The organism is Heyndrickxia sporothermodurans, assembly GCF_003055045.1.
GTDB lineage: Bacteria > Bacillota > Bacilli > Bacillales > Bacillaceae_C > Heyndrickxia > Heyndrickxia sporothermodurans.
In genome coordinates this window covers 20,436-46,420 of the sequence record NZ_NAZB01000051.1, presented here as the reverse complement: position 1 = coordinate 46,420, position 25,985 = coordinate 20,436, and the positions used below count along the sequence as shown (strand labels likewise).

Sequence of the window (25,985 nt, the reverse complement as noted above, 5' to 3'; positions counted from 1 at the left end):
AAATAATCTTTTCAATAAAATTATCTAGTAACTGGCACACTCCTTCTTTAACTAACGGGGCGTTAGTGAAAAAAGAAAAAGCTGCCACAATGACAGCCTCATACTAAGCTTTTGCACCCAATAATTTAAGTAAAATTCAGTAGGATCGTAGTAGTATTTAACCTTAACTTGTCATATTTTATTATTGTTGCATATCCATCATTTTCTTAATTACCCGAATTTGACCACGGTGATTCAATTCGTCTTCCATCACATGGAACCACTTGAAGTAGTTATTTGCAGGATTTCCTCCCCAAAACGCAGTTTGCTCAAACAACCATGAATCAGGCAATTTCCTGAATGTATCAATTGTCTTTTTTCTCGTTTGTGCTAATTGTTCCAAGTAGAATTCAATCGTGTTTCCTTTAATTTGTTCCCTCGCTGCATTGCCAAGTTCCAGACCTGGATTCAACTTTTGAAAATCTTCTTCTGTAAACTCACGTTTCTCAAAAGTGTCGATTTGATATGCTTTTTCAACAGATACCAAATGAGCGAGTAGCATTCCGATAGAATTTGCTTTTTCGTTTATTAGATAATCTAATTGCTCAACTGATAGATCTTTCACTTCCGCCAACGTCGTCACTCTCGTATAATCCAACATGGATAATAGCTTGCTAAATTCTAAACTTAAACCCTCTTTTTGGTCAATTAAAAATAAACTTTGATTTCCCATCATTCTTCCCCCTTTTCTTTTATCTTTCTACAGAGATAGAGGTAATACCTTCCAAATGGAGCATTTAATTGTAAGTGAAATACAATTAATCCAACTAAGCATAGGTGGGGATAAAAAGGTATAATCCTTCATAATTTCCCCCTTTCCGTTAGTACAAATGTTACCATATTCTTCAACTTGTCTTCCCCGATACTTTCAATAGGAAAAGGGCACCCCTTATTAAGGAATGCCCAGTTCGTTAAATAATTTAAAATATTCTATTCACTATTTTTAAAGTTTTGTTCAATAGCTAAATATTTTTCATTAAATGAAAATAGAAATACGATCTCCCTTTAACAATCTTGAACTCGGTTTAATGACTTGTTCATTTAATTGAATTGTTCCTTTTTCAATCTTTTTTATGATCTGTGAACGACTGCAATCCTCAATTTGGTTTGCAAGCACTTTATCAATTCGATGATTTCCTATCACATCTTCCAGTATAATGTGTATCACCTTTACTCCTTGTTCCGCTAAGCTGGTTATTGGAATAGCTGACATAAGTGAAGATTCTTCTTTCTGCTCTTCCATTTCAGCGACATGCTCTGAGAACGATTTATAAACAGCTAATTTTTTGTTCCACGTATGATTTTTTTCACATTTGTAAATCGCATATTTGTATATGCTTTTTCCGTTTGCGTTATGCCGTTGCACATTGGTATCCGTAAAAACCGATAATTTGCCACACATTTTGCAGTGCTTCTTTACAGAACGTTCTGATATTTGAGAAAGTTTCCAGTGGAAAGTTATATTTAACATTTATCCTTCACCTCTTAATAGGATAAAGGAACGCAAGCATCTATTTGGATAACTTGCAGCGTGCATTATAAATTAAATGGAAAAATTAAAAAGGAGATCCTACACAAGGACCTCCTCTCGCATCGAGACTACAGGATTGCTTGGTTCCTTTGTAATGAGAAAAATGGGCATACTACCCCCTGAGAAAAAACATTGTGTTTTTTGAGGGTGATGCTATCCAATTTATTGATCATTACAAAGTAAATATTGGCATACGAGTTCTCCTGTATCCTTTCTTCCAAATAGAGTTATTTTAATTTTACTGCATATTTATGTTTAAATGCAAGCGTTTACTTCACTTTATCTCAGTTAACTTTTCAAAATTCAGTTAATCTTATTTCTTCATAACAATGGCTGAATACGTTCGCCGTTCCAAATTTCTATCTAATACATATTTTGTAATTATGAATTGGGTGTTCTGTGCCTGAGATAGTATTTATAAAAATAAGGGATAAAAGGGGTAAAGTACATGATTAATGTTTTATTTGTATGCCTGGGGAATATTTGCCGTTCACCAATGGCTGAAGCTCTGTTTCGTGACTTAGTCACGAAAGAAAATTTGAACGACATCATCTTAGTTGATTCCGCTGCAACTAGTTCATGGCAAATCGGCTTACCTCCTCACCAAGGAACTCTTGATATTCTAAAGAAATACAATATTTCTTCTAATGGGCTTGTCGGGCGCCCGCTAACAAAAGAAGACTTTAGGAAGTTCGACTATATTATTGGTATGGACAAGAGTAACATAAAAGATATTTATAATATAACTGGCAAACCTAATCATCCAAAGATTATTAGATTACTAGACCTGACTAAAGACTGGAAAGATATACCCGATCCATTTTTCACAGGTGACTTTGAAGAAACATATAGTCTTGTTTCAACTGGCTGTCGGGCATTACTCAAGAAAATATGTAGGGAACAAAACTTATACAATTGAATGAATCTGCCCCGTTAGTAAAAAAGTTGCTATATGTATGCTAGAAAAGGACTACAATCACATTGATCATAGCTCTTACACGAGTTATGGAAAAAACTTATTTTTTTCTTTTACAAACTATTTGTATTGGGTTTCCATCGGGGTCCTGTACCTGAGCAAGAGTTATAAAGGTTGCCCATAATTAGGAAAGTGTCAATATGTGCAAGAAATTCCACTAGGATAATATTACTTTTTATCATTGGATACAAGTTTTATATATTTATTTTTACCTACTTTTACTGCGATAGCTTGTCTAGTATCGATGCCATCTATAGAATATATCTCAGTACCCTCTCTATATTCATTTGAGGATAAATTAGGTATATCTCCTTCTACATCTATATATTGTTTTACTTCAGCTAGTTTGTATCCAACTCTCTCAATTTTCTCATCCGAAACATGATAAATAACATCATTATACTTCACAAAGTTTGCTACCCAAGATTTTGAGGAACATCCTGATAAGATAATTATAAAAAACAATATTGTCAATCTTAAATACATAGCAAATTTCATTTACTTCACACACCTTTTTATCAATTTTCACAATTATATATATTAGCACACAGAGAAATTTAATTGCTATAATTTTTTAGAATTTTCAATAAAAATAAGAGGAATTCCCATTTTTATGTTGAATATACTACTAGAATACAAAAATAGGAGGTTGAGTAAATGAAAAAGTTTAAGATTATTTCCGTTTTACTAGTTTCATTTTTAGTTTTTGGAATAGGTAATGAAGTTTTTGCTTATTCATTGTTGGGAGGAAAACACAAGACAACTAAACTTTATTTAAAGACTAACTCAGGTTTTTTAAATTCAGACCCCCTAATTGGTGGAGCTATGCAAGCCGCTAGAGGCGATTGGAATGTAGCCGGAACTCCAATATCAATTAATATGACAACGAGTTGGGACGCACAAATAGTAGTTAATGGATCTTATTTTGGTAATGTTGAATGGTCTGGAAGATGTACCAATTACAAGGATTGGGTCGTGGCTGGTAATTATAGCTCATCCGTAATTGATGCGAATTATACTTACCTTAAGTCAAAAAGCTATAATACCACTAAAAACAAAGGAGTTTTTGCCCATGAAATGTGAACAAGCGATAGACTTCACCAATTAACCCTTTCATTTGATGAACCCCTAAATCTGTATTTGTCATATTGACTAGTCCTTTTCTTAATTTTTCCAATTTATCCCCCTATCCAAATTTCTTTGTTTATACTTCATTTTAGTCGTTGACAGTACCACCCCAAGGAACACTAGGATCGCGCCGATCATACCTTTAAACGACATAACTTCATGTACAAACAAATATCCAAACAAAGCTGCAAACACAGGCTCTAATGAGAAAATGAGACCTGTTCGATCTGGCGAGGTATATTTTTGGGCGATTACCTGTAAGATGAAACCGAAGGCGCTGCAAACAATACTAAGTACAAGTATCGCAATCCAACCTTGGGATGTGTTTGGTAATCTCGGAGTTTCAAAGAGCAAGGAAAATATGAGACCAAAAAAACCAGCAAACCCTAACTGTATTATGCCGAGTTGTAAGGCGTCTACTTTCTTGATAGCATATCCTACGATAATAATATGTAGTGCATATAATAGGGCTGCCACAATGCATAAAAGATCTCCAATACGCATCGAAAATGGCGCTCGTAAAGTAAGAAGCGCAATTCCGGTTATCGCCATTGCTGTGCTGAAAATGAACTTCCATTCTATTTTATTTTTTAAAATTATTGTGTTAATCAGTGGGACAAACACAACCGTTAAGCTGATCAAAAATCCGGCATTCGATGTAGTTGTTGTATTTAAGCCAAAAGTTACTGCCGTAAATATCACAAATAATATAAAGCCGAGTAAAATGGAATAACTGAGTAGTTCTTTACTCATGCGTAGAAATTTACGGTGAAAAATGGCTCCTGCAAAAAGGAAGGCTAATCCAAACCGAAGCGCAATTAAATTAAACTCTCCTAGTGAATCCAGTCCTAATTTCATAAAAAGATAAGATGAACCCCAAAAGATCGTTACAATAAGAATCATTAATTCTGCCTGCAGTGGTTTCATTCACAGTAGCCTCCCTGCTTATTACAAATGATTATCTATATTTACTCTTTAACTGAGTGTACATAAACTATAAACACGTTGATATTTCCATCTTCTAAAATGAGTCAGGTTCCGAATAATGCATAAGTAGAAAAAAGTTTACATAAAATTGTATAATATAATGAACAAAAATAAAACAAGAGCTGTTAATATGCAGCTCTCATGCATTGCTATTTTACAATCCCCAAAACAAATCCATCATACCCTTTACTACCTACCGTTTGGATCGCTGTTGAATCAATTCGGGGTTCTTTTGATAAAAGATCAATGAATTGACGTATTCCTTGGATACTTGGATCTTCAATATTGTCCTCAATGACACGACCTTTTCGAACGACATTATCCCCAATGATTACTGTTCCTGATTTGGAATATTCCAATGCCCATTTTAAATAATGGGGGTTGTTTGGCTTATCGGCATCAATAAAAATTAAATCGAAGTTTGCAAATCCTCTATCTTTTAGTGTTGGTAATGATTCTAATGCAGGACCTACAATTACTTCAATTTTATTTTCTAACCCTGCTGTTCTTATGTTCTTTTCAGCCACTTTGGCATGTTTTTGTTCATATTCAAGTGTGATGAGACGCCCATCTTCTGGTAATGCACGACCTAGCCAAACACTGCTATAACCACCGAGTGTACCAATTTCTAAAATGTACTTTGCGGCTTTTAACTTTGCAAGTAAGTGAAGCAGCTTGCCTTGATTGGGAGAAACATCAATCGCTGGCAAATTGGCCTCTGCATTTGCTTGAAGTATCGAATCCATTACTGGATCTGACGCGTGAAGTTTAGATGTAAAATAAAGATCTACTTCTTTCCATTTTTCAGATTTAGTCATATTTGTTCTCCTTTTTATCGTTTTCAAAAATAGATTTAATCATTGCTTTAATGTTCATTATTTAGAGATTCCTCAGATAAAGAAGTTTTTCCTGCTACCTGTTTATTTTCTGCTTCCATTTCTTCAAATTCGTGAAGTTCAAATAATTGAACAAACTCGTTGATTACCGTTTCAACCGCTTTTAATTCACCGACTAAAATGGGGTTGATCGTTTGTAGCTCTGGAGTTTCTAATTGTTGCTTTAATGTCGCTCGTTTGAGATTCAACGTTTCTAAAAATGCAATCGCTCTTCCACGGCGGAATGTTTTTGCCCCACCTCGCCCGTGCATGTGATGGTCTCTTCGTTTATGAACATCCCCACGATGGTGCCTTTCTTTAAATTCTTCGTTTTTCACATAAAGACCTCCTTTCGTATACGATTGTATACGTTGTTTATAATCGCATTGTATACGATTGTATACGGGTAATCAAGAGAAATATTAAATATTTTGGCAATTTATTTAACTAGATTGCTTGTTTAATCGTTCAAGTTCTTCTTCAATTCTTGCCAGATCAATTCGCTCAAACAACGGTTCTACACTTAACAATTGCTGCGATCGAACCTGGAATGGCCTCCATTTTACTTCCGCTATATTCAACATTTCCTTTACCTTTCCGCTTGAAAAAGGAAGAAACGGAGTTAAAATATGTGCTAAATTGGCAATCAGATACACACAATTTGCAATAGTTTGTTTACATGTATCGGGCGTATCGTAAATTTGTTTCCACGGCTGTTGCTCATCAAAATATTTATTCGAAAACCTTATCACTTCGAACACTTTTTCCAAACCCTGCTTAAAAGAGAACTTCTCAATACAATATCCTACTTCATCATATAGTTGCTCCACTTTATTTTGAATAGATGTGGAAATCTCCTTATCAGGTATCATCCCATCGAAAGATTTTTGTATAAATTTCAATGTCCGATTAACGAGGTTCCCATACGCTCCCAATAATTCACTATTATGACTGTATATGAATTCCTTCCAAGAGAAATCAGCGTCACGACTTTCCGGTGCATTGATCGTTAAAAAATAACGGATAGAATCGGGATTGTATCTTTCTAAAATATCCGGAATCCAAACTGCCCAATTTTTACTTGTGGACAATTTTTTCCTTTCTAATGTCATGTATTCATTTGAAACAATATGCGTTGGCAGCGCTTTTTCTCCGATGCCGGACAAAATCCCTGGCCAAATAATCGAATGGAATGGAATATTATCTTTCCCATGAACGTAGTAAGAAGTCGCATCAGAATTCCAAAATGTTGAGTCATCATTATTCGTTTCTTTTGCCCACAGCTTACTTGCTGTGTAATATCCCGCCACTGCCTCAATCCAAACATAGATTTTCTTATCTTCATAGCCTTCAACCGGAACACTTACTCCGACAGGTAAATCCCTTGAAACTGCTCGGTCCTGCAAACCTTCTTTTAAGTATCTTTTAGTCAATGAAATAGCATTTTCCCGCCAAAGTTTATTTTTTTCAGCTTCATGTGTATAGCTTTCTAATCTTTTTTGAAAAGAACTTAAAGCAAAATAAAAATGCTCCGTTTCTCTTGTTGTGGGTGGATTCCCACAAATTTTACATTTTCTATCCAGTAATTCAAGCGGTTCTAAAACACTTGAACAAACATCACATTGGTCACCGCGTGCCTTTGCACCACAATGGGGACAAATCCCCTCAACATACCGATCAGGTAAAAATTGCTGATCATGTTCACAATATGTTTGTTCAATTGTTTTTTTATAAATAAGTCCCTTTTTAAGTAATTTCAAAAATATTTCTTGAACGATTTGATGGTGATGCGCTGTATCAGTTCTTGTGTAAACATCATATGTGAATCCTAGTTTTGTAAAACAATCTTTGAATTCTTCATGATAACGATCAGCAATCTGTGTTGGTGACACACCCTCTTGTTTTGCTTTTATTGTGATCGGTGTCCCATTGCAGTCACTCCCCGAAACATACAAGACCTTTTCACCTTTTAAACGGTAATATCTAGCCAAAATATCCCCAGATAACAAACTAGATAGATGTCCAAGATGTAATGAGCCATTCGCATAAACCCAAGCACCGCCAATAAAAATACTCATAAATAAATCCTCCTTTATGTTTTTGGTAAAACAAAAAAACCCCGCCTTAACTGTAATCGTTAAGGACGAGGTTTATATTCCACGTGATACCACCTTATTTCGCAAATGGCTCACACCATTTGCCTCAGCAAGTACGGAGTAAACAAAGTTACTCTTATACTGTGACATTGATAACGAGTGCCAAAACTCGTCGTATCCTACTAATACTAAAGTATGTTCAGTACGAAGCTCAGAGACCATTGTTCAAATGAGTGTTTTTACTTCTTTTCAGCTACCGAAGCTCTCTGTCAAAAAACAAAGCATTTTACTTTTTCTCTTCATTGCCTTTGAATGTTAATAGTTTATTCAAAAAATTTTTGGATGTCAATCTGAAACTATTATCTCATCAGATTAATAATTCCATACAAAACAACATCTTCGAACGAGTCGTTTTTATAAATATGGTCTTTTAGGGTGCCCTCGTATATCATTCCACACTTTTTCATGATCTTTCCGGATGCGGGATTTGATTTAAAATGACGTGCATAAACCCGATGGTAATCCTTCTCTTTAAAAACAAATTCGATTACTGCTTTAGCCGCTTCGGTTCCATATCCATTTCCCCAAAATTCTTCTCCAATCCAGTACCCCATTTCGCCATTTTTGTCTTGCTTATGGTTTGAAATACCGATCGCTCCAAATAGTTGTCCGCTATTTTTGTCTGTTATTGCAAATTCATACTTTCAATCCAATTCAAAGTTTTGCTCATGACTTGCTATCCATGTAAGCGCACATTCCAAAGTATAAGGATACGGTAAATTCGATGTGCTTTTGTATAGATTATAATTATTACACATGATGGAAACATTATTTGCATCAGATTCTTTAAATGGACGTAGAAGTAATTTATCTGTTTCTATCGTTTTTTCTGTTTTACTATAAATCATTATTTTTCCCCCTCAAATAACTTTCTTCTTTCCCTATTTCATCATACGTCAAATTAGATTAATTCTTTCAGACGTTTCATTGCTGAGTGAACGGTCAATCGATGGAAGGAAATGAATTTACTTTTATAGATAACTCCATAGATGCCATAAGGTGTAGGCGAAAGTCTCAGCAGTTCTTCCCTGCTTTGTATGTCAATAATTTCTGCACGAATCCCGAGTTGGTTTGCTCCTTTAATCATATTTTCAGTCGCTATATCAACAAACGGACATTGTTGTGTACGAAGGATTGTTAAATTTTCAAAAGGTTGTAATCGTTCCTCCCAATCGTTTGGAAAATACGGATCAGGTGAATGCCCAAATTTATAAACAAGTAGTTCAAAACCATAAGGCGCAGTATCAACTTCAACGAAGTTATTTTTTATAAAAATATCCTTACTTGGTGTCCAGGAAGTATCGGGATTCGTTACGACAATGACACCATCTTTCTTTTGTTCTTTTGCATCTTGGATGCATGTTTGGATTAATTTTGATGCATACCCTTTTCCTGTTATATTTACCCATAAGCAATGGATTACTAAATAATTTTCTCCATAGACAACGCGTGAAGAATATTCAATCGGTGTGTATTCGATAAATCCTGCTGGTTTGTTATTTTCCATTAGTTTTATGTACTTTAACCCTTCATTAAGTCTTCCTGTTAGCCATTTGTTTTTATTTATGTAGCCCGTGGAATTTGGTTTGCTACGTAGGCAATAACATCCTTGATCATCTAAATTTTCTTTATTTACCTGAATTAATTCAATCGTATCCACTTTTTGTCCCCCCCTCCAAATGCTAATTGTTTTGTTCAAATAAATTCCCTATTCGAAACCAAAATTCCTCCTACTAAATGAAAAAACAGACAATGTGGCATTGACTGTTTTTTTCAATCTATTTATTTTTCTTTTGTAAAATCTAAAATTCTTAAGTTCCAATGTTTAAAAAACACTAACCTCAGTTCCGTTCTGTGGATATTAAATGATCAAATCAATTAGATGTGGTTTTTTCATTATTTAATCGTTAAAAATATTTCTGTGATCCATAAATCAAATTGTATGATCCACTAATCAAGTTTTATGCGACACAAACTTGATTCTATGATCCACAAACCGAAAATCCACCGTTCGAAAAGGTGTTTATGATCCATAAATAACTTTCTATGATCCACTAATCAAGTTCCATGCGGCTCAAACTTGATTCTATGATCCACAAACTGAAAATTCTCCGTTCGAAAAGGTGTTTATGGTCCACAAATAACTTTCTATGATCCACTAATCAGGTTCCATACGGCTCAAACTTCATTCTATGATCCACTAATCAGGTTCCATACGGCTCAAACTTCATTCTATGATCCACAAACTGAAAATTCTCCGTTCGAAAAGGTGCCTTTGATCCACAAATAACTTTTTATGCTCCACTAATCAAGTTCCATGCGGCTCAAACTTCATTCTATGATCCATAAACTGAAAATTCTCCGTTCGAAAAGGTGCCTTTGATCCACAAATCACTTTTTATGATCCACTAATCAAATCCCATGCGGATCAAACTAAATTCTATGATCCACAAACCGAAAATCCGCCGTTCGAAAAGGTATTTATGGTCCACAAATGACTTTCTATGATCCACTAATCAAGTTCCATGCGGATCAAACTAAATTCTATGATCCACAAACCGAAAATCCGCCGTTCGAAAATGTATTTATGGTCCACATATAACTTTCTATGATCCACTAATCAAGTTCCATGCGCCTCAAACCAGATTCTATGATCCACAAACACCAAAGACCAAATCAATTAAGATTTGGCCTTCTGATTATTGACCTATTTATGGATGTTCCGTTGCTCGGAAACCAAAGGATATATGATCTTGAACTGGAATCCACGCACCGATTCCTTGTGATGTAACGTTTTTAACGATGATTTTCTTTTTTGTTCCTTTTAGTACGAGGTATACTTCCCCATACGTAACTTTTCCTTTTTCATTAATAGCGGGTGCATAGCCATACAAATACCCGAGTCGCTTAGCTGGTACATTGTAATAGTGATCTTTTTTCGTACCAGCACCGATAATCGTGTCAAAAGAAAGAGGTAATTGTGTTTTTTCCATTGCCTTCAGGAGCATCATCTTTCGAACATCTTCTGATTTCGCTACTTTTGCTGTGAGCCCGCCCCTTACTGCTTTTTGAGATTCTTGTACGTAATGAATTTTGTAATTTGTTTTCCCTCCGCGATTATCAAAATAATTCGTATTAATTTTTTGATATTGCCAGTTTGGTGCGGTTTCAATTGAATCGTAATTAAGCGGCCATTCTCCTAAATAGATCGTTGCTCGAAGACCTAAGGAGAATGGTGAATTATTTACAGATGTTTCGTTGAGCATTCGAATTAGGTTCGGGTTTTCAATTTTCACCTTTGATGTTTTGATAATTTTTTGCGTAAATTCACTTGGTTGTAAATAGGGCAAATCCTGTGTCGGATTCGGATACGTATTTTCTTTCGCTATGTCTAACACATGAGAAGGAATTTTCACTTGTTCCATTTTCTTAACAGATTGGTCAACCTTGTTATTTGCCATTGCAGATGGTGAAGCTGATAATAGGATTAATAAAAACACAAGAAGAATTCGTTGCCATTTCATATTTGGAGTGCTCCTTTCTTACCCTTCAATGTTTTGTTCTTATTTTTTTCCGTTCCATTAATTATTATCCACTGTAAAAAAATATTTATTTTTTAAAAGAAATTGAATCTGAATATTTACAAATTTCAATTAGCGATATATACTATATTTAACTTATTTAAAAGGAGGGTCGTTAGCAGCACTTAGGCTCATAAAGGGGGAATGAATATAGAGGTAGTTCTCTGTAATCTTACTTTTTTTAAAAACCGTGCTGTAATTTTATATGAAAATTGAATGGTAAAAGCCTCTAAGCAAATGATTGATTGTGCTTAGAGGCTTTTTGTATTGCTTATAACAGATAAAATCCGATCCCCATTATTATATAAGCGGCAAGTAAAGTCGCACCTTCAAACCAGTTTGTTTCTCCGTCATTTGCAAGCACGATTGTTAGTAAGACCGAGGTTGCCATTGCGACTAATTCGGGAAGCGTAAAGACTAATGGCATGCTTGGATTGAAAAATAACGAAAGAATAACGAGGACTGGGGCAACGAACATCGAAATTTGCAGCGTGGAGCCAAATGCGATTTCAACGGCGATATCCATTTTATTTTTGTACGCCATTAATATAGCAGAAGCATGTTCAGCTGCATTTCCGACAATGGCGACAATAACAATCCCAATAAAGAGTTCGCTCCACCCAAAACTTTTTGCCACAGCCTCAAAGGTATGAACAAGGTTTTCGGATACATAGGCAACAGCTAATGTAGCAATTGCTAACACTAATATCGCTTTCCCTTTCCCCCATTCCGGTTCCTCTTCATGTTCTTCTTGCTTCGAATCTGGATCTTGATAAATCCCACGATGTGTAACAAGTTTAAAAAATAATGCTGCTAGATAAAGAATAATCAAGGTGATGGAAATCCCAACACTTAAATTCATCGTTTTCGCTTCAGTTAAATTCATTGAAAAGACAACGGGAATCACAAAGGCGACAATCACAGCAAAAATTAACAGCCCTGAATTGTGCCTTGCATCATACACATTAAATTTCTGCCTTTTGTATTTGACCCCGCCAATGAAAAAGGCCATCCCTGCTACGAGTAATAAATTTCCTAAAACGGACCCCGTTAACGAAGCCAATACAACTCCCGTTAAACCAGCTTGAAGGGAAAAGATAGATATGATGAGCTCAACCGCATTTCCAAATGTTGCATTTAACAACCCACCAATCCTAGGACCGGCCACAATTGCCAAACTTTCAGTCGCTCGTCCCATAAAACTAGCCAAAGCAATAATCGTCAAACAATAAATGATAAACATAAGCACACTCGGCCAATGCAATAAAGAACCAATAACCGAAATCGGAACCCCGATAAAAACCATAAACGCAAAAACTCTATTCATCTTTATCCTCCCGGTGTCAGGCACCATTTATTCATTTTTTGAATAATTATTCATTTTCCATTCACTCATTTTTCAGTTTAGTTATTTTCCTTTTTTTGTTTTGTTGAAGCATGAATGAATAAATTATTCGGGTTGGCCTGTAAAGTTTTTTAATAAAAAATTTATAGCATAAAATTCCATTTTTTTAAAGATAAAATTTTGGATATAGGTTGGTTTTTTCTTATTTCTATTTATATTTCCCTAATCTTTCTACTCAAATCTTTTATTTTGGCTATATTTTATGTACATTTTATTCCAATCAGTATGTTCAAAATAATTAATATCTTGCCAATTGTTCGGTATACAGTTAACATCACTGATAGAAAGTCTTTTTTATAAGGAGTTTTGCTTCAATGTTTAAAACAGATAAGTATCGATTTTGGATATTAGTTAGTATTGTCGCGATATCAGGGTTTTCTCAAGGAATGTTATTGCCATTAATTGCGGTTATCTTTGAAAATGATGGGATGGCATCTTCATTAAATGGGTTAAATGCTACCGCACTTTATATCGGCGTACTTATTGCCTCTCCCATAATGGAGGCGCCCTTACGTAAAGTCGGTTACAAACCATTAATATTAATTGGGGGCTTCACTGTAGCACTCACACTATTTTTATTTCCCGTTTGGAAATCCTTTTGGTTTTGGTTTATTTTGCGATTATTAATCGGGATTGGCGACCATACGCTGCATTTCGCAACCCAAACATGGATCACTTCTTTTTCATCTAAAGAAAAACTTGGAAGAAATATTTCACTGTACGGTTTATTTTTCAGTTTAGGGTTCGCATTTGGTCCGTCTTTAACAAACTTAGTGAAAATAAGTGAGTCTTTGCCGTTTATGATTACATCTGCACTAAGCTTAATTTTAACGTTTACCGTTATTACGTTAAAAAACGACTTTCCCGAAAAAGATACAGAATCTGTTTCCTTTCTCGGAACATTTAAACGATTCGGGAAGGTGTGGAAATATGCGTGGGTGGCCCTACTCCCGCCTTTCGGATTTGGGTTTATGGAAGCTTCTTTAAATAGCAGCTTCCCTGTCTTTGCTTTAAGAAATGGGATTAATGTTGAATCAGTTTCAATCATTGTTCCGGCTTTTGCAATCGGCACGCTTATTACCCAATTGCCACTCGGAATGATTAGCGATCGATTCGGTCGTAAAAACACACTAATTACAGTAATTTTTATCGGATTCCTTTGTTTTATCGCTGCAGGATTTGTGAGTCATTCAGTCATTGGGTTACTTCTTTGCTTTCTTTTTGCAGGGATGGCAGTCGGTTCCACGTTTTCATTAGGAATTAGTTATGCGGCCGATTTACTGCCAAAAACGTTATTACCTGCTGGAAATATTATGTGCGGAATCTTATTTAGCTTAGGAAGCATGCTCGGTCCTTTTTTGGCGGGACTTATAATCGAGCACATAAAAGGGGCAAGTTTCTTCTATTTGATTAGTGCTATGTTGTTGATTATTCTTTTATCATTATGTACATTCCGTACTTCGAAAAAGAAGGAATTATTTTCGGGTATTTCACAATAGAAAAAACTTTTCGCATGCTTCTGAATATGATACGATATAGAAAATAATGATAAAGCAAGTACAGCTGTCATCTTTCCCTGAGATGACAGCTTTCGTCATTTTATAGGGGTATTGAATTTGATTCTTTTTCTCAATTAAGGAGGGATACTCATGGCACAAGGGCAAATCGCATCAACGAGCAGGGAAATTTCATTAACAGAATCATCTCGTTTTGATCGACTCTTTGAACATATCGAACTGATTGCTGCACTTCTAAGTGGTCTTTTCATTTTCATTGGATGGCTATCTTCCCAATGGAATCATGAAACGTTCTCGATAGCGTTTTACCTATTAGCATTTATCATTGGGGGCTATGCAAAAGCGAAAGAAGGAATCGTAGATACAGTAAAAAATAAAGAATTAAATGTCGAAATGTTGATGATTCTTGCCGCTATCGGCTCAGCGGTGATCGGTTACTGGACTGAGGGCGCGATTCTAATTTTTATCTTTTCATTAAGTGGAGCGCTTGAAACTTATACGATGAATAAAAGCCAAAAGGAAATTTCCTCCTTATTAGATATTCAACCGGAAACCGCAACAAGAATTATCCAAGGTCAGGAAAAAGTCATACACGTTTCTCTTTTAGAAGTGGGCGATCACATTATTGTGAAGCCGGGAGAAAGAATTCCGGCAGACGGACAAATTATCGAAGGAACGACAACGATTGATGAGTCAACTATTTCAGGTGAATCTGTTCCGGTCACGAAAGGAATACGTGCAGAAGTATTTGCCGGTACTATCAATATAAATGGATCAGTAATTGTTGAAGTGATGAAGCAAGCAAATGAAACTGTGTTTCAAAAAATTATTGATCTCGTTCAGTCTGCACAAAGTGAAAAATCACCGTCCCAGCTTTTTATTGAACGATTTGAAAGTTTATATGTAAAAATTGTATTGCTTGTCGTTTTGATCATGATGATTGTCCCACATTTTCTATTTGATTGGAGTTGGAAAACAACTTTTTATCGGGCGATGATCCTATTAGTTGTCGCTTCTCCCTGTGCCCTGGTTGCATCGATTATGCCGGTAACCTTATCTGCTATTTCGAATGGTGCCAGGAATGGAATTTTGTTCAAAGGCGGTGTTCATCTGGAAGCTTTAAGTCATGTTAAAGCCATTGCTTTTGATAAAACTGGGACACTTACAAAAGGAAAACCGGAAGTTACGGATATTATTGTTCGTGCGGATAAGGATGATACGAATCTTTTGCACATCATTGCGTCAATTGAAAATCGCTCCAATCATCCGTTAGCACGAGCAATCGTGGATTTTTGGAAAAAAGAACATAATCATCCACTACTTCAACCAGAGAAAATTAAAGATATCCCAGGGTGGGGATTAAAAGGCTGGCTCCATCATCGAGAATGGTGGATTGGTAAAAAAGATTTCGTTGGAAAAGAAAATGCATTGGCATTTGAAAATGGCGTAGCAATAAAACTTGAAAATGATGGTAAAACGGTCGTTTATGTCAAAGATTCGCTTGGAATTGTTGCTGCAATTGGTCTTCAAGATATCGTTCGAAAGGAATCAAAACATGCGTTAATATTGTTGAAGAATGAAGGTATTCGAACAATTATGCTAACAGGCGATAGTAAAAATACAGCAAGAAACATCGCTCAGCAATCCAACATTGATGAATATATTGCTGAATGTTTACCTGAAACAAAGGTTTCTTCATTGAAAATGCTTAAAGATAAATATGGAGTCGTTGCAATGGTTGGTGATGGTGTAAATGATGCTCCCGCCCTTGCAACTGCCAATATCGGAATCGCCATGGGAGAAGGTAGCGATGTTGCAATGGAAACGGCAGATGTCGTTTTAATGAAAAATGATCTATCTCGAATTGCAGAAGCGATCCGTTTATCGAAAAAAATGAATCGAATCATTAAACAAAATATTATCTTTTCATTAACGGTTATCCTGCTCTTAATCGCCTCTAATTTTTTACAGTTTTTAAACCTCCCATTAGGGGTTGTCGGCCATGAAGGCAGCACCATTTTGGTGATTTTGAATGGTCTGAGATGTCTTCGGGGATAAAAGAATTAGTAGGAAGCACCTCATCGATACTGATTGAGGGCTTCTTTGTTTTTATTAAACAAAAAGGATTTTAACAGAACATGTAGAATAGATTATTTTATAAGAAAGACGAAAGGAGTTGATTTAATGGAACGTAAAACAAAAAAGGAATTGAAAAGTTGGGGAAAAGCATTAATTATTGCTTTGGGAATTGCCTTTGTAACAAGAACATTCTTTTTTGCTCCTTATACAGTAAAAGGTGAATCGATGGAACCTACATTACATGATCAAGAAAAAGTTTTTGTAAATAAATTCAATGTTAACGACCGTTATCATAGGGGAGATATCGTCATCATTAAGGGGAAAGAAAAGAATTATGTTAAACGGATAATTGGTCTTCCAGGAGAAAAAATTGTCATGGAAAATGATAAATTATTTATAGATGAAGTTTTATGTAAAGAGCCTTACCTTTCACAAAACCTAAAATTAGCCGTGAAAGAGGGAAGTAATTTGACTGGTGATTTTGGTCCAATTACAGTACCGCATAATAAATATTTTGTCATGGGAGATAACCGTTTAAAAAGCGAAGATAGCAGAAATGGTTTAGGCTTTATACGAAAACAGAGTATTATAGGAAAAAGTGAGTTCGTTTTTTTCCCTTTCTCTCATTTTAGAAATGTAGAGTAAATTAAGCGACCTCTCTACAGAAGAGGTCGCTTTACATTAATGATAGCCATTTTGTCCGTTTGCAGATCCTGAAGTTTTGCCTTTAGGTTTTTGCTTACTGTTTTGTTTTGTTTTTTTACCCATGTCCATCTCTCCCTTCAACTGTATTTCTTTTTCATTAATAGTTTGTTTCGTTTTCCATGAAGCTTCCCCGTTATTTATTGACAGCCTTAGCAAAATTTCTTTTTCGCCGAAATCATTGCATTGATTTCTCCCCCGACGATTAAAATGATTCCACTGAAATAGAACCACAACATAAGAACAATAATCCCACCTAAACTTCCATACGTCGTAGAGTAGTGGCCAAAATTACTTACATAAAAGGAAAATCCTAATGATACAACCGCCCATCCAACTGTAGCTATTACCGCGCCCGGAAAAACAGCGAGACACTTAATTTTTTTATTCGGAGCAAAGTAGTAAATTCCAACAAAAACAACAAATAATATGAGTGGACTAATAACCCATCTTAACGCTGTCCAAATATGTGTAAATTGTTCGGAAAGGCCAAACAGTTTAAAAATATAAAAACCGATATATTCTCCAAAAACCGGTAATAACAATGCAAGTAAAAAAACAAAAATCATCGCAAGTGTTAAAAGAACCGACATGGCTCGCGCAACAATCGCCGAACGGGTTTCCTTTACTTCGTACGCACGATTCAACGCTTTTGTAATTGCATTCATTCCTTTTGACGCCGACCATAATGTCGCGATAATTCCAAACGAAAGCAAACTTGTTCTTCGATTATTCAAGATGTCCGCTAAGTTTGATTCAATCATATTTAATGTTTGTTTTGGAGCAAAATTACGCAATACATTTAAAATATCATCCAAATTAATAGGCAAATAAGGAAGCAAACTTACTACAAAGAGAAGTAATGGAAATAAAGATAACAGGAAAAAATAAGCTAATTGTGCGGCCAAACCAGTGATATCATTGTAGGTTGAATGTTTAATTAGCGAAATGATGAAATTTTTATCTCGAATTATTTTTGAGTTCCCCATTTTTTCACCTCATAAAAAGTGCACCTTACAGTTATTTGTAATACTTATCTTCCCCCTAGCTCTTCCAATAAAACATAATATGTATTTGACACCTATTTTAATTCGTGGAAAGATAGTATTATCTTTTACGAAAAAATGAGAGGATGACACTTGTGGATCTTACAATTAAATCAGCTGAAAATATTCAATACATGATTTCCCAAATCACAACAAAATTACGGATGGTTAATGTGGATGCGATAAAATCTTCACAATACAATGAAGATGTTTATGAGGATTTACATGATATTTATGAAATGGTCATGAAAAAAAACACATTTAGTCCAAATGAAATGCAAGCAATTGTGGAAGAATTGGGGAATTTGCGTAAATAAGTGTTGACGTAAAATTGAAAACCTAATGTGGACATTGAATCCGTTATTCTTTTAAAATGGCCCTAATTTAGGGGTTAAACGGATTCTGTCCGCAAAAATTTTTTCACGAATAGCGGTGCCGTATCCGCCTTCAATTTATTTAATCTCTTTTATATCTATCTTCCATAATTGATCATCATCAGCAGCTGGTGTACCTCGGCCATCCAAATTATTAGAAATAAAATACAAATTATTTCCTTCGATATAAACATCTCTAATTCTTCCAAAATCGCCTCTTACAAAAGTAGAACTTTTTTCTTTTAGATCAAAAATCCTTAGTTTTTCTCCTCGAAGTGTAGCAATGTATAATTTTCCATCCTTATATTGAATTCCTGAAGGTGCCCATGTCGTGTCGCCTGTTTGAAATATAGGTGTCTCCATCCCTTGTTGGCGTGTATTTCCTTCAATGATTGGCCACCCATAATTGGCTCCAGGCTTAATCAGATTAATTTCGTCATGTGCACTTTGTCCATGCTCGGTACTATACATCGTTCCATGCTCATCCCATGCAAGTCCTTGTGGATTTCTATGTCCATAGGAATAGATGTAACTATTTTTAAATGGATTATCGCTTGGAATTCTTCCATCCAATTCCATTCGTGAAATTTTCCCCGATAGAGAATTTAGGTTTTGTGCATTTTCCGGTACAGCTGCATCTCCAATAGTTACATAAAGTTTTTGATCAGGGCCAATTTTTATGCGACCACCATTATGGATGTTTGAACCAGGGATATCTTCTAGTAAAGATGCAACCTCAACCCATGTTTCTCCGTTTTTTTGAATACGAATCCCACGGTTAAACGTATTTCCATTTTCCTGGTATGTGTGATAGGCATATGCTTGATGGGACTCTTCAAAATTTGGAGTTAATTCAATCCCAAGAAAGCCTCCCTCCCCTTCGTGATGGATCGGTTTAGTAGTTTTTACTTGGGATCGATGTAATTGATTAGTTGTTTCATTCCATGACACTATTGTTCCATCTCTTTCACTAATGTAAAAGGTATCTTTATGTTTCGCCATCGCCCATGGAACATTTAATTTTTGTAAAATCGGTTGTGGCTGTTGATTTGTGATCGTTTTTTCTGCTTCGAAAGAATTTTCTTTCTCCTGTTGATTTGAGCATGCTGTTAAAAGTATAAAGACGAAAATGAGTATTCCTCTAATCAATTTTAATCCCCTCCATTTTGAAATATTCCTATCTACTATTTCATCAATGGAAAGGCGAATCCCTTTATTAATCTTGCGGATTCGTGCACTTGAGCTCGGATTTCTACCCTTTCCTTCTCGCATCCAATCTTTTCGAGAACTGGTTTCATTCTTTTTAAATTCCTAGAAAAAAAAGCCTCACATCTGAGGCTTTAATCTTGATCAGTTATAATAATAATTCCATCTTTTGTTACGGCAATTGTATGCTCGTATTGGGCAGATAATGTGCCGTCCATTGTTCGGGCCGTCCACCCGTTGTTGTCCATTTTCGTTTCGAATCCACCGATATTTACCATCGGTTCAATCGTAAATACCATACCTTCTTTAATGCGAGGTCCTTTGCCAGGTAATCCAAAATGAGGTACTTCAGGTTTTTCGTGAATTGTTGGTCCAATTCCGTGACCGATGAAATTTCGAACAACGGAAAAACCATGTGGTTCTACAAAAGATTGAATGGCATGACCGATATCGCCGATGCGATTTCCGACTTTTACTTGTTCGATTCCTTTATATAATGCTTCCTTTGTTACATCTAATAATTTTTGTGCTTGTTCACTTACTTTTCCGACTGGATAACTCCACGCTGAATCTGCTAGTGCACCGTTTAAATTTACGACCATATCAATCGTAACAATATCCCCCTCTTGAAGTGGCTGTTTTCGCGGATAGCCATGGCAGATTTCATCATTTATACTAGCACAAGTGGCAAATTCATAGCCTTTATAGCCTTTTTGTTCAGGAGTAGCACCATGCTTTTTCAAATAATCATTGACGAATTCTTCAATTTCCCATGTTGTTATACCAGGTTTAATCATTTTGGCAATTTCCTTATGGGTACTTGCAAGTAATTCACCCGCTTTTTTCATCATATCGATTTCACGTTGTGATTTATATGTGATCAACTTACATCTTCCTTTCAAAATAACACTTATCTATATTTATATCGAATAATTATATTATGAACACTATCATCATATCGTTATTTCTACGTTATAGCAAAAATATTTCCTTACATTCACCATACATTATTCAACATATTTCATTGGAATGGATGTTGAATAATGACAGCTAATTGTTGAAAAGTCTGTAAACAAACAGCTTTAAGTTTTAATATTTCCTAAGAAATAAAGGCTTTTCTCGATCAGTACCTCTATTAGGTTTCGAAAATACTGTCGAAAATATTTCTACATGTTTCTTCTAAAAAACAAAAGCTTTCTGTACCGATGTACAAAAAGCTCGTTAATTTGATTTGACTCTTGGAAGGATAAGCACTTCAACGCGACGATTTTTGGCTCTGCCCTCTTCAGTCGCATTTGATGCGATTGGCTGGTATTCACCATACCCTTTAACACTAAAGTTTTTTGCCTCTAAATGTTTATTATGCAAAATAACTTTCATGAAGTTATAGGCCCTCATCATACTTAATTCCCAATTAGATTCAAAATTAGAATTATGGATCGGCACATTATCTGTATGGCCACTGATAAGAATGTTTCTAGGTGGATCCATTACAAGTAATTTAGACACTTCTTTTGCAATTTTTATATTTTCTCCTGTAATGTCCGCATTTCCCGAACCGAAAAGGACATTATCCCGTATCGTTAGCAGCAATCCTTCCGTTGTTAACGATGTAGCAAACTTTCCTGATAAATTGTTTTCTTTTATATATTTGTTTATCTTAGCTTGTACTTCTGCTAATTCTTCATGATCTTTTAACTTTAGCTGGTTGAACTTCTCTTTTTCTTCATCTGCAGCTTTTTGATCTGCGTTTGTCTTTTCTTTATTAGCTTCAGTTTTTTTCTGCGGAACTGTTGATTGAAAATTGTTCTCTTGCTGTGGATTAGAATAATCCATCACACCGACACCAGAAGAAAAAATGCCGTTGAATACTTTAGAAAGCTGCTGAAATTTTTGCGCATCGACTGTACTTGAAGCAAATAATACGATAAATAAAGCTAATAGTAATGTCATTAAATCGGAATAAGGAAGTAACCAAGATTCATCAGGATGCCCTTCATCGTGATTTTTTCTTTTCTTTTTCTTACTCATTCGCTTCACTACTTTCTTCTAACAGCTTTTTCCGTTCTCCAACAGGAAGATAGGAGGCTAATTTTTGCTCAATGACTTTCGGAGCTTCACCAGCAAGAATGGATAGTACTCCTTCGAGCATAATTTCCTTCCTTTTTGCTTCTTCTTTGGATTTTCGTTTCAGTTTATTGGCGAATGGATGCCATAATACGTACCCGGTAAATATCCCAAGCAATGTGGCAATGAAGGCAGCAGAAATTGCATGTCCCAATTTTTCCGTATCCCCCATATTTCCTAGTGCAGCAATAAGTCCAAGTACCGCACCGAGTACGCCAAGTGTAGGAGCATATGTCCCCGCTTGTGAAAAAATGGCAATTCCCGCTTGATGCCGACCTTCCATCGCATCAATTTCCTCACTTAACACATCCCGAATATATTCAGCACTTTGTCCATCAACCGCCAGACTAAGTCCATTTTTTAAAAATGGGTCCTCCACCTCTTCTAATTTCGCTTCAAGCGCAAGTAATCCTTCCTTTCGCGCTACTTGTGCCCAGTCAGAAAAAAGATTGATGATTTCTTTTTCACTCATATTTTTCTTTTCTTTAAAGATGACGCCAAATAATTTTGGCACTCTTTTTATTTCACTCGTAGGAAAAGCGATCGTTACCGCAGCAATGGTTCCTAAAATAATAATTAAAAATGCAGCGGGATTTACTAATGCATTTAGGGGGACGCCTTTCATAACCATTCCTACGCCGATTGCCACTACTCCTAAAATAACCCCAATTACCGATGTTTTGTCCATTTACTTCACCCTAATTTTCCAAAATCTTATTTCTATCCTTTATATCGACAAAGAAATGGATTTTTTTAGAGTAAAACAGCAAAACTTCGACATCTTTCTATTTCAAAAATTTCTTTTCTATTTTTTGCTCATAGTTTTTAAATACGGAGGAATTCGTTTTCCCTCCTTTTTTCGATACAAGTTCATTGTACTTTAACATTTTTTCATTTAGCTTGTGGGTGAGTTCTTCTTTATTTAGTTCATTTTTGCTTTGTTTAATGAGGTCTTCGATCGTCATTAGTTCTTTTTTCACCGATGCTTCTTCAGGGGAAAATCCTGCATTACGCATAATCCTATAGGCCATGCGTAAATCTTCCGGAATGTTAGCTAGCTCATCGTCCGGAAGTGGTTTTCCATATCCTGGTAAATTTTTAAATTCCCCATTTTTATATGCTTCACGAATCCGATCTTCCGTTAATCTAAAAAAGTCCATAACAGTCACCCTTTCGTTTAATTTCTTACTTTTATTATATCGAATTTGCTTTATATAGATGTAGGATTCGGTTGTTATTTTTGACAAAATTCAAACTATTTTCTCTTGATTTTGCCTTGATGGAAATTTAACGTGATAATGTAACGATTTTTGGAGAATCTAATCAGGAATGATATCACTTAAGAAGGCAGGTGTGTGGAAAAATGGCTAGAGGGACTGGTTTTAATCATAAGAAAAAAGGACATCCGGGTAATTTCCCACAAAACAGCTTAACTGAGAAACATTCAAAAGAGGCTATCGGTGATGAAGAATTCATCGTGACAAGAGAAGCGTTTAAAAATCGTGTTGAAGAGGAAGAAGTTGAATAAGAATTCATCGATAAAGAGTTGAACCTGTTGCTAGGGTCAGCTCTTTTTTCTTAATTTAATGACTGATAAAAGTCTTGTAATAGATGTATTACCACGGAGGATACAAAATTAGTGAACCATCCTTTCATACTACAAAAGCTTTTAAATATCCTAAGGGCTTTAGAACTGTTTTTCCATTTTTCACAGGCTGCATCTGCTCCCAGATCTAGTATTTGCTTTGCTAATCAACTCAATCTAAAGCTATTAGAGCATTAACAATTCAAAAAGAAGGATTGAAGACCAAGATACGTTAAGAATTTGAATCTTGGGAGGCAAAAAGATGGAATAGAGACCAAGATGCTTTGCGAGGAGGAATCTTGGTCAACAAAAAGGCGGAATGAAGCCCAAGATGTGTTACGAAAGGCAATCTTGGTCGACAAAAAGGCGGAATGAAGCCCAAGATGTGTTACGAAAGGCAATCTTGGTCGACAAAAAGGCGGAATGAAGCCCAAGATGTGTTGCGAAAAGGAATCTTGGTCGACAAAAAGGCGGAATGAAGCCCAAGATGCGTTACGAAAGGCAATCTTGGTCGACAAAAAGGTGGAATGAAGCCCAAGATGTGTTACGAAAGGCAATCTTGGTCGACAAAAAGGTGGAATGAAGCCCAAAATGTGTTGCGAAAAAGGAATCTTGGTCGACAAAAAGGTGGAATGAAGCCCAAGATGTGTTACGAAAGGCAATCTTGGGGGTCAAAAAAGTAGGAATAGAGACCAAGATACATTGAAAGGTACTTTAGCCAGCTCCAATCATATGGTCGTATATAAACACAATCAGCATAATCATTCAACCTGTTTCCTCAACATTTTCACAGCTAACCACATCGTCCAAATAAACGGTGGTCCAGAAGTAAGTGGAATGACAATATAACCGATTGGAAATGATATGCATGTGATGATAATTCCAATCAAACCGATCAGCCCGGAATACAATGCACTATTATTAAACAATGAAGAGAAATGCTCCGTTTTTACACTACGCATTCCCCATCCATATAAAAAAACACCAATCCACCCACAGGCAACCGCAAAATAACCTGCTAACAATAAAAAGGAAAAAACCGATTCCCACACTTTGAATAATGTCGATCCATCGTTTTGAATGACTTCTTCTCCAATAATCGGCAGAATCGTTAGCTCTGCTGAAAGGATGATAATCCAAATACTTATAGAAACAATGAATGAATATGATCCTAATTTAGAAGACAGTTTCCCAGCCGAATAATAGAATCTACTTCCCGCTAAACCAAGTAACCACAGAAAAGTAGCGAGAAGCATTAAAATATGGTCCCACATCCATAAACGGGAATGGCTGTATCCGTGAAAAGCCGTCTGTCCATCATAGGGATTCACTAATGGTGGATGCAGCACAGTAGCAATTAGCATCAATATTCCTCCAACAAAAATTGAAGCTCCTAATAACCGGTATCCCTTTTCCATGTGTTCCCTCCGCGATAGTAGTCTTTATCCAGCATCTTTCCCAGTACGCTAACCGGTTAAACTTGGAAATATTTAATTGTATGAAATACCCAATTTACTAATGACAAATCGCTTGAATAGTGAAATAATGATAAGAAATCAAATATTTTAATACTTCACAGTAAAAGAGGGAAAGCAATGGAACATAGTCAGATTGAAATTATCCGAAGTGAATCAAAAAAGGAAAAGCCTCAGACGAATCAGCTTGAATTTGGAAGAATCTTTACGGATCATATGTTTATCATGGATTATTCTGTTGACAAAGGATGGTATCATCCGCGCATCACGCCCTATCAGCCAGTTAGTTTAGATCCGGCCGCAATGATTTTTCATTATGGACAAACCGTTTTTGAAGGTCTAAAAGCCTATAGAACGAAGGAAGATAAGATCCTCCTTTTCAGACCTGAAAAAAATATGGAACGATTAAATTTATCCAATGAGCGAATTTGTATACCACAAATTGATGAAGAATTCGTTTTAGAAGCTTTAAAACAATTAATCAGCTTAGAAAAAGATTGGGTGCCATCTGCAGAAGGAACGTCGCTTTATATTCGTCCATTTATTATTTCAACCGAACCATATCTTGGTGTAGCTGCATCGAAAACATACCGCTTAATGATCATTCTCTCCCCTGTTGGTTCTTACTATAAAGAGGGAATAAATCCAGTGAGAATTTATGTTGAACGCAACTATGTCCGTGCAGTAGCAGGCGGAACAGGAAAGGCAAAAACCGCCGGAAACTATGCAGCAAGCTTAAAAGCCCAAGAGGAATCGGAAAAAATCGGCTATTCTCAAGTTCTTTGGTTAGATGGGGTAGAAAAACGCTATATTGAAGAAGTTGGCAGCATGAATATTTTCTTTAAAATCAATGGGGAAATCGTGACTCCTGTTTTAAACGGAAGTATTTTACCGGGGGTGACGAGAGATTCTGTCATCCAGCTTTTAAAACATTGGGGGATTCCAGTAAGTGAACGAAGAATCTCGATTGATGAAATTTATGAAAGCTATCAAAAGGGATGGGTTGAAGAAATTTTTGGCACAGGAACAGCTGCCGTTATCTCTCCAGTTGGTGAATTAAATTACGAAGGGGAAAAACTAGTTATTAATAACGGGGAAACTGGACCAATCGCAAAAAAATTATACGAAACCATCACAAATATTCAAAACGGAACGGAACCTGATCCATTTGATTGGACAGTTGAAGTGAACTAAAC

The 25,985-nt window shown here is 35.8% G+C and carries 25 protein-coding genes, 1 pseudogene and 1 other annotated feature; of the genes and pseudogenes, 8 read left to right on the top strand and 18 right to left on the bottom strand.

All coding sequences use genetic code 11. The annotated features are described in order from the left end of the window. Nucleotides 1-181: 181 nt before the first annotated feature. Together B5V89_RS17010 and B5V89_RS17005 are read right to left on the bottom strand one after the other, a co-directional pair. Nucleotides 182-712 (bottom strand): DinB family protein, encoded by a 531-nt coding sequence (locus B5V89_RS17010; RefSeq protein ID WP_108073161.1) that lies wholly within the window; start codon nt 710-712, stop codon nt 182-184. Nucleotides 713-1,015: 303 nt separating this feature from the next. Next, the gene (locus B5V89_RS17005; protein WP_108073159.1) at nt 1,016-1,510 is read right to left on the bottom strand and encodes a S4 domain-containing protein; all 495 of its coding nucleotides are present in this window, start codon (nt 1,508-1,510) and stop codon (nt 1,016-1,018) included. Between the two features lie 508 nt (nt 1,511-2,018). On the opposite strand from B5V89_RS17005, the gene B5V89_RS17000 reads away from it, so the two are divergent. Next, nucleotides 2,019-2,489: a low molecular weight protein-tyrosine-phosphatase gene (locus B5V89_RS17000; RefSeq protein WP_108073157.1), complete on the top strand. Its 471-nt coding sequence runs from the start codon at nt 2,019-2,021 to the stop codon at nt 2,487-2,489. Nucleotides 2,490-2,714: 225 nt separating this feature from the next. Here B5V89_RS17000 and B5V89_RS16995 read toward each other — a convergent pair whose 3' ends face one another. Next, entirely contained in the window at nt 2,715-3,044 is a 330-nt protein-coding gene (locus B5V89_RS16995; RefSeq protein ID WP_108073155.1) for a hypothetical protein, read from the bottom strand. 159 nt (nt 3,045-3,203) lie between these two features. Here B5V89_RS16995 and B5V89_RS16990 point away from each other — a divergent pair, with 159 nt between their 5' ends. Continuing rightward, a complete protein-coding gene (locus B5V89_RS16990; protein ID WP_108073153.1) occupies nt 3,204-3,629 on the top strand; it encodes a hypothetical protein in 426 nt (141 codons plus the stop codon). Nucleotides 3,630-3,710: 81 nt separating this feature from the next. Here the strand turns inward: B5V89_RS16990 and B5V89_RS16985 are convergent, their stop codons facing one another. The 8 genes and pseudogenes from B5V89_RS16985 to cax form a co-directional block, all read right to left on the bottom strand. Next, on the bottom strand, nt 3,711-4,601 hold the full coding sequence (locus B5V89_RS16985; protein WP_108073151.1) for a DMT family transporter: 891 nt from the start codon (nt 4,599-4,601) through the stop codon (nt 3,711-3,713). A gap of 209 nt (nt 4,602-4,810) precedes the next feature. After that, nucleotides 4,811-5,479 carry an O-methyltransferase gene (locus B5V89_RS16980; RefSeq protein WP_066232344.1) on the bottom strand — a complete coding sequence of 223 codons (669 nt, stop codon included), beginning with the start codon at nt 5,477-5,479 and terminating at the stop codon, nt 4,811-4,813. Nucleotides 5,480-5,526: 47 nt separating this feature from the next. Continuing rightward, entirely contained in the window at nt 5,527-5,874 is a 348-nt protein-coding gene (locus B5V89_RS16975; protein ID WP_108073149.1) for a hypothetical protein, read from the bottom strand. Nucleotides 5,875-5,979: 105 nt separating this feature from the next. After that, nucleotides 5,980-7,614, bottom strand: coding sequence for a methionine--tRNA ligase (metG, locus tag B5V89_RS16970; RefSeq protein WP_108073147.1), 1,635 nt, complete (start codon nt 7,612-7,614; stop codon nt 5,980-5,982). Nucleotides 7,615-7,672: 58 nt separating this feature from the next. Further along, nucleotides 7,673-7,944, bottom strand: a binding site (T-box leader). Between the two features lie 47 nt (nt 7,945-7,991). Further along, nucleotides 7,992-8,540 (bottom strand): annotated as a pseudogene (locus B5V89_RS16965) (GNAT family N-acetyltransferase). Nucleotides 8,541-8,593: 53 nt separating this feature from the next. After that, nucleotides 8,594-9,352 carry a GNAT family N-acetyltransferase gene (locus B5V89_RS16960; RefSeq protein WP_066232354.1) on the bottom strand — a complete coding sequence of 253 codons (759 nt, stop codon included), beginning with the start codon at nt 9,350-9,352 and terminating at the stop codon, nt 8,594-8,596. A 1,051-nt stretch (nt 9,353-10,403) separates the two neighbouring features. Beyond that, a complete protein-coding gene (locus B5V89_RS16955) occupies nt 10,404-11,216 on the bottom strand; it encodes a YfkD famly protein (protein ID WP_066232357.1) in 813 nt (270 codons plus the stop codon). Nucleotides 11,217-11,544: 328 nt separating this feature from the next. Further along, a complete protein-coding gene (gene cax, locus B5V89_RS16950) occupies nt 11,545-12,600 on the bottom strand; it encodes a calcium/proton exchanger (protein WP_066232360.1) in 1,056 nt (351 codons plus the stop codon). A 392-nt stretch (nt 12,601-12,992) separates the two neighbouring features. On the opposite strand from cax, the gene B5V89_RS16945 reads away from it, so the two are divergent. The 3 genes from B5V89_RS16945 (at nt 12,993) to lepB (ending at nt 16,919) form a co-directional block, all read left to right on the top strand. Beyond that, complete coding sequence (locus B5V89_RS16945) at nt 12,993-14,177, top strand: MFS transporter (protein WP_108073146.1); 1,185 nt, start codon at nt 12,993-12,995, stop codon at nt 14,175-14,177. A 150-nt stretch (nt 14,178-14,327) separates the two neighbouring features. Next, nucleotides 14,328-16,253 carry a heavy metal translocating P-type ATPase gene (locus B5V89_RS16940; protein WP_108073144.1) on the top strand — a complete coding sequence of 642 codons (1,926 nt, stop codon included), beginning with the start codon at nt 14,328-14,330 and terminating at the stop codon, nt 16,251-16,253. 126 nt (nt 16,254-16,379) lie between these two features. Beyond that, on the top strand, nt 16,380-16,919 hold the full coding sequence (gene lepB, locus B5V89_RS16935; protein WP_108073143.1) for a signal peptidase I: 540 nt from the start codon (nt 16,380-16,382) through the stop codon (nt 16,917-16,919). A gap of 209 nt (nt 16,920-17,128) precedes the next feature. Here lepB and B5V89_RS16925 read toward each other — a convergent pair whose 3' ends face one another. Further along, a complete protein-coding gene (locus B5V89_RS16925; protein WP_108073142.1) occupies nt 17,129-17,965 on the bottom strand; it encodes a YihY/virulence factor BrkB family protein in 837 nt (278 codons plus the stop codon). 152 nt (nt 17,966-18,117) lie between these two features. On the opposite strand from B5V89_RS16925, the gene B5V89_RS16920 reads away from it, so the two are divergent. Then, entirely contained in the window at nt 18,118-18,339 is a 222-nt protein-coding gene (locus B5V89_RS16920) for a DUF1128 domain-containing protein (RefSeq protein WP_108073140.1), read from the top strand. 135 nt (nt 18,340-18,474) lie between these two features. On the opposite strand, the gene B5V89_RS16915 is transcribed toward B5V89_RS16920, so the two are convergent. The 5 genes from B5V89_RS16915 to B5V89_RS16895 all read right to left on the bottom strand — a co-directional run bounded on the left by B5V89_RS16915 (nt 18,475) and on the right by B5V89_RS16895 (nt 22,889). Then, on the bottom strand, nt 18,475-19,545 hold the full coding sequence (locus tag B5V89_RS16915) for a PQQ-dependent sugar dehydrogenase (RefSeq protein WP_342352542.1): 1,071 nt from the start codon (nt 19,543-19,545) through the stop codon (nt 18,475-18,477). 191 nt (nt 19,546-19,736) lie between these two features. Further along, nucleotides 19,737-20,486: a type I methionyl aminopeptidase gene (gene map, locus B5V89_RS16910; protein WP_066232380.1), complete on the bottom strand. Its 750-nt coding sequence runs from the start codon at nt 20,484-20,486 to the stop codon at nt 19,737-19,739. 337 nt (nt 20,487-20,823) lie between these two features. Further along, a complete protein-coding gene (gene motB, locus B5V89_RS16905) occupies nt 20,824-21,633 on the bottom strand; it encodes a flagellar motor protein MotB (RefSeq protein ID WP_066232382.1) in 810 nt (269 codons plus the stop codon). Continuing rightward, nucleotides 21,626-22,417, bottom strand: coding sequence for a flagellar motor stator protein MotA (motA, locus tag B5V89_RS16900; RefSeq protein ID WP_108073137.1), 792 nt, complete (start codon nt 22,415-22,417; stop codon nt 21,626-21,628). The genes motB and motA overlap by 8 nt, the downstream gene beginning before the upstream one ends. A 97-nt stretch (nt 22,418-22,514) precedes the next feature. Further along, nucleotides 22,515-22,889 (bottom strand): DnaJ family domain-containing protein, encoded by a 375-nt coding sequence (locus B5V89_RS16895; RefSeq protein WP_066232387.1) that lies wholly within the window; start codon nt 22,887-22,889, stop codon nt 22,515-22,517. Nucleotides 22,890-23,092: 203 nt separating this feature from the next. Here B5V89_RS16895 and B5V89_RS20225 point away from each other — a divergent pair, with 203 nt between their 5' ends. After that, complete coding sequence (locus B5V89_RS20225) at nt 23,093-23,257, top strand: hypothetical protein (RefSeq protein ID WP_165797714.1); 165 nt, start codon at nt 23,093-23,095, stop codon at nt 23,255-23,257. Nucleotides 23,258-24,075: 818 nt separating this feature from the next. Here B5V89_RS20225 and B5V89_RS20505 read toward each other — a convergent pair. Further along, entirely contained in the window at nt 24,076-24,732 is a 657-nt protein-coding gene (locus B5V89_RS20505) for a hypothetical protein (protein ID WP_244913529.1), read from the bottom strand. A gap of 177 nt (nt 24,733-24,909) precedes the next feature. Here B5V89_RS20505 and B5V89_RS16885 point away from each other — a divergent pair, with 177 nt between their 5' ends. Further along, on the top strand, nt 24,910-25,983 hold the full coding sequence (locus tag B5V89_RS16885) for a branched-chain amino acid aminotransferase (protein ID WP_108073136.1): 1,074 nt from the start codon (nt 24,910-24,912) through the stop codon (nt 25,981-25,983). Nucleotides 25,984-25,985 lie beyond the last annotated feature (2 nt).

Excerpts from the sequence above, each read along its gene's own strand:
- B5V89_RS16955 (WP_066232357.1), bottom strand. The coding sequence starts at position 11,216 with ATGAAATGGCAACGAATTCTTCTTGTGTTTTTATTAATCCTATTATCA.
- B5V89_RS16940 (WP_108073144.1), top strand. The coding sequence starts at position 14,328 with ATGGCACAAGGGCAAATCGCATCAACGAGCAGGGAAATTTCATTAACA.
- lepB (WP_108073143.1), top strand. The coding sequence starts at position 16,380 with ATGGAACGTAAAACAAAAAAGGAATTGAAAAGTTGGGGAAAAGCATTA.
- B5V89_RS16980 (WP_066232344.1), bottom strand. The coding sequence starts at position 5,479 with ATGACTAAATCTGAAAAATGGAAAGAAGTAGATCTTTATTTTACATCT.
- B5V89_RS16995 (WP_108073155.1), bottom strand. The coding sequence starts at position 3,044 with ATGAAATTTGCTATGTATTTAAGATTGACAATATTGTTTTTTATAATT.
- metG (WP_108073147.1), bottom strand. The coding sequence starts at position 7,614 with ATGAGTATTTTTATTGGCGGTGCTTGGGTTTATGCGAATGGCTCATTA.
- B5V89_RS17005 (WP_108073159.1), bottom strand. The coding sequence starts at position 1,510 with ATGTTAAATATAACTTTCCACTGGAAACTTTCTCAAATATCAGAACGT.
- B5V89_RS20225 (WP_165797714.1), top strand. The coding sequence starts at position 23,093 with ATGGCTAGAGGGACTGGTTTTAATCATAAGAAAAAAGGACATCCGGGT.
- B5V89_RS17010 (WP_108073161.1), bottom strand. The coding sequence starts at position 712 with ATGGGAAATCAAAGTTTATTTTTAATTGACCAAAAAGAGGGTTTAAGT.
- cax (WP_066232360.1), bottom strand. The coding sequence starts at position 12,600 with ATGAATAGAGTTTTTGCGTTTATGGTTTTTATCGGGGTTCCGATTTCG.
- B5V89_RS16990 (WP_108073153.1), top strand. The coding sequence starts at position 3,204 with ATGAAAAAGTTTAAGATTATTTCCGTTTTACTAGTTTCATTTTTAGTT.
- motB (WP_066232382.1), bottom strand. The coding sequence starts at position 21,633 with ATGAGTAAGAAAAAGAAAAGAAAAAATCACGATGAAGGGCATCCTGAT.
- B5V89_RS16945 (WP_108073146.1), top strand. The coding sequence starts at position 12,993 with ATGTTTAAAACAGATAAGTATCGATTTTGGATATTAGTTAGTATTGTC.
- B5V89_RS20505 (WP_244913529.1), bottom strand. The coding sequence starts at position 24,732 with ATGGAAAAGGGATACCGGTTATTAGGAGCTTCAATTTTTGTTGGAGGA.
- B5V89_RS16985 (WP_108073151.1), bottom strand. The coding sequence starts at position 4,601 with ATGAAACCACTGCAGGCAGAATTAATGATTCTTATTGTAACGATCTTT.
- motA (WP_108073137.1), bottom strand. The coding sequence starts at position 22,417 with ATGGACAAAACATCGGTAATTGGGGTTATTTTAGGAGTAGTGGCAATC.
- B5V89_RS17000 (WP_108073157.1), top strand. The coding sequence starts at position 2,019 with ATGATTAATGTTTTATTTGTATGCCTGGGGAATATTTGCCGTTCACCA.
- B5V89_RS16895 (WP_066232387.1), bottom strand. The coding sequence starts at position 22,889 with ATGGACTTTTTTAGATTAACGGAAGATCGGATTCGTGAAGCATATAAA.
- B5V89_RS16885 (WP_108073136.1), top strand. The coding sequence starts at position 24,910 with ATGGAACATAGTCAGATTGAAATTATCCGAAGTGAATCAAAAAAGGAA.
- B5V89_RS16925 (WP_108073142.1), bottom strand. The coding sequence starts at position 17,965 with ATGGGGAACTCAAAAATAATTCGAGATAAAAATTTCATCATTTCGCTA.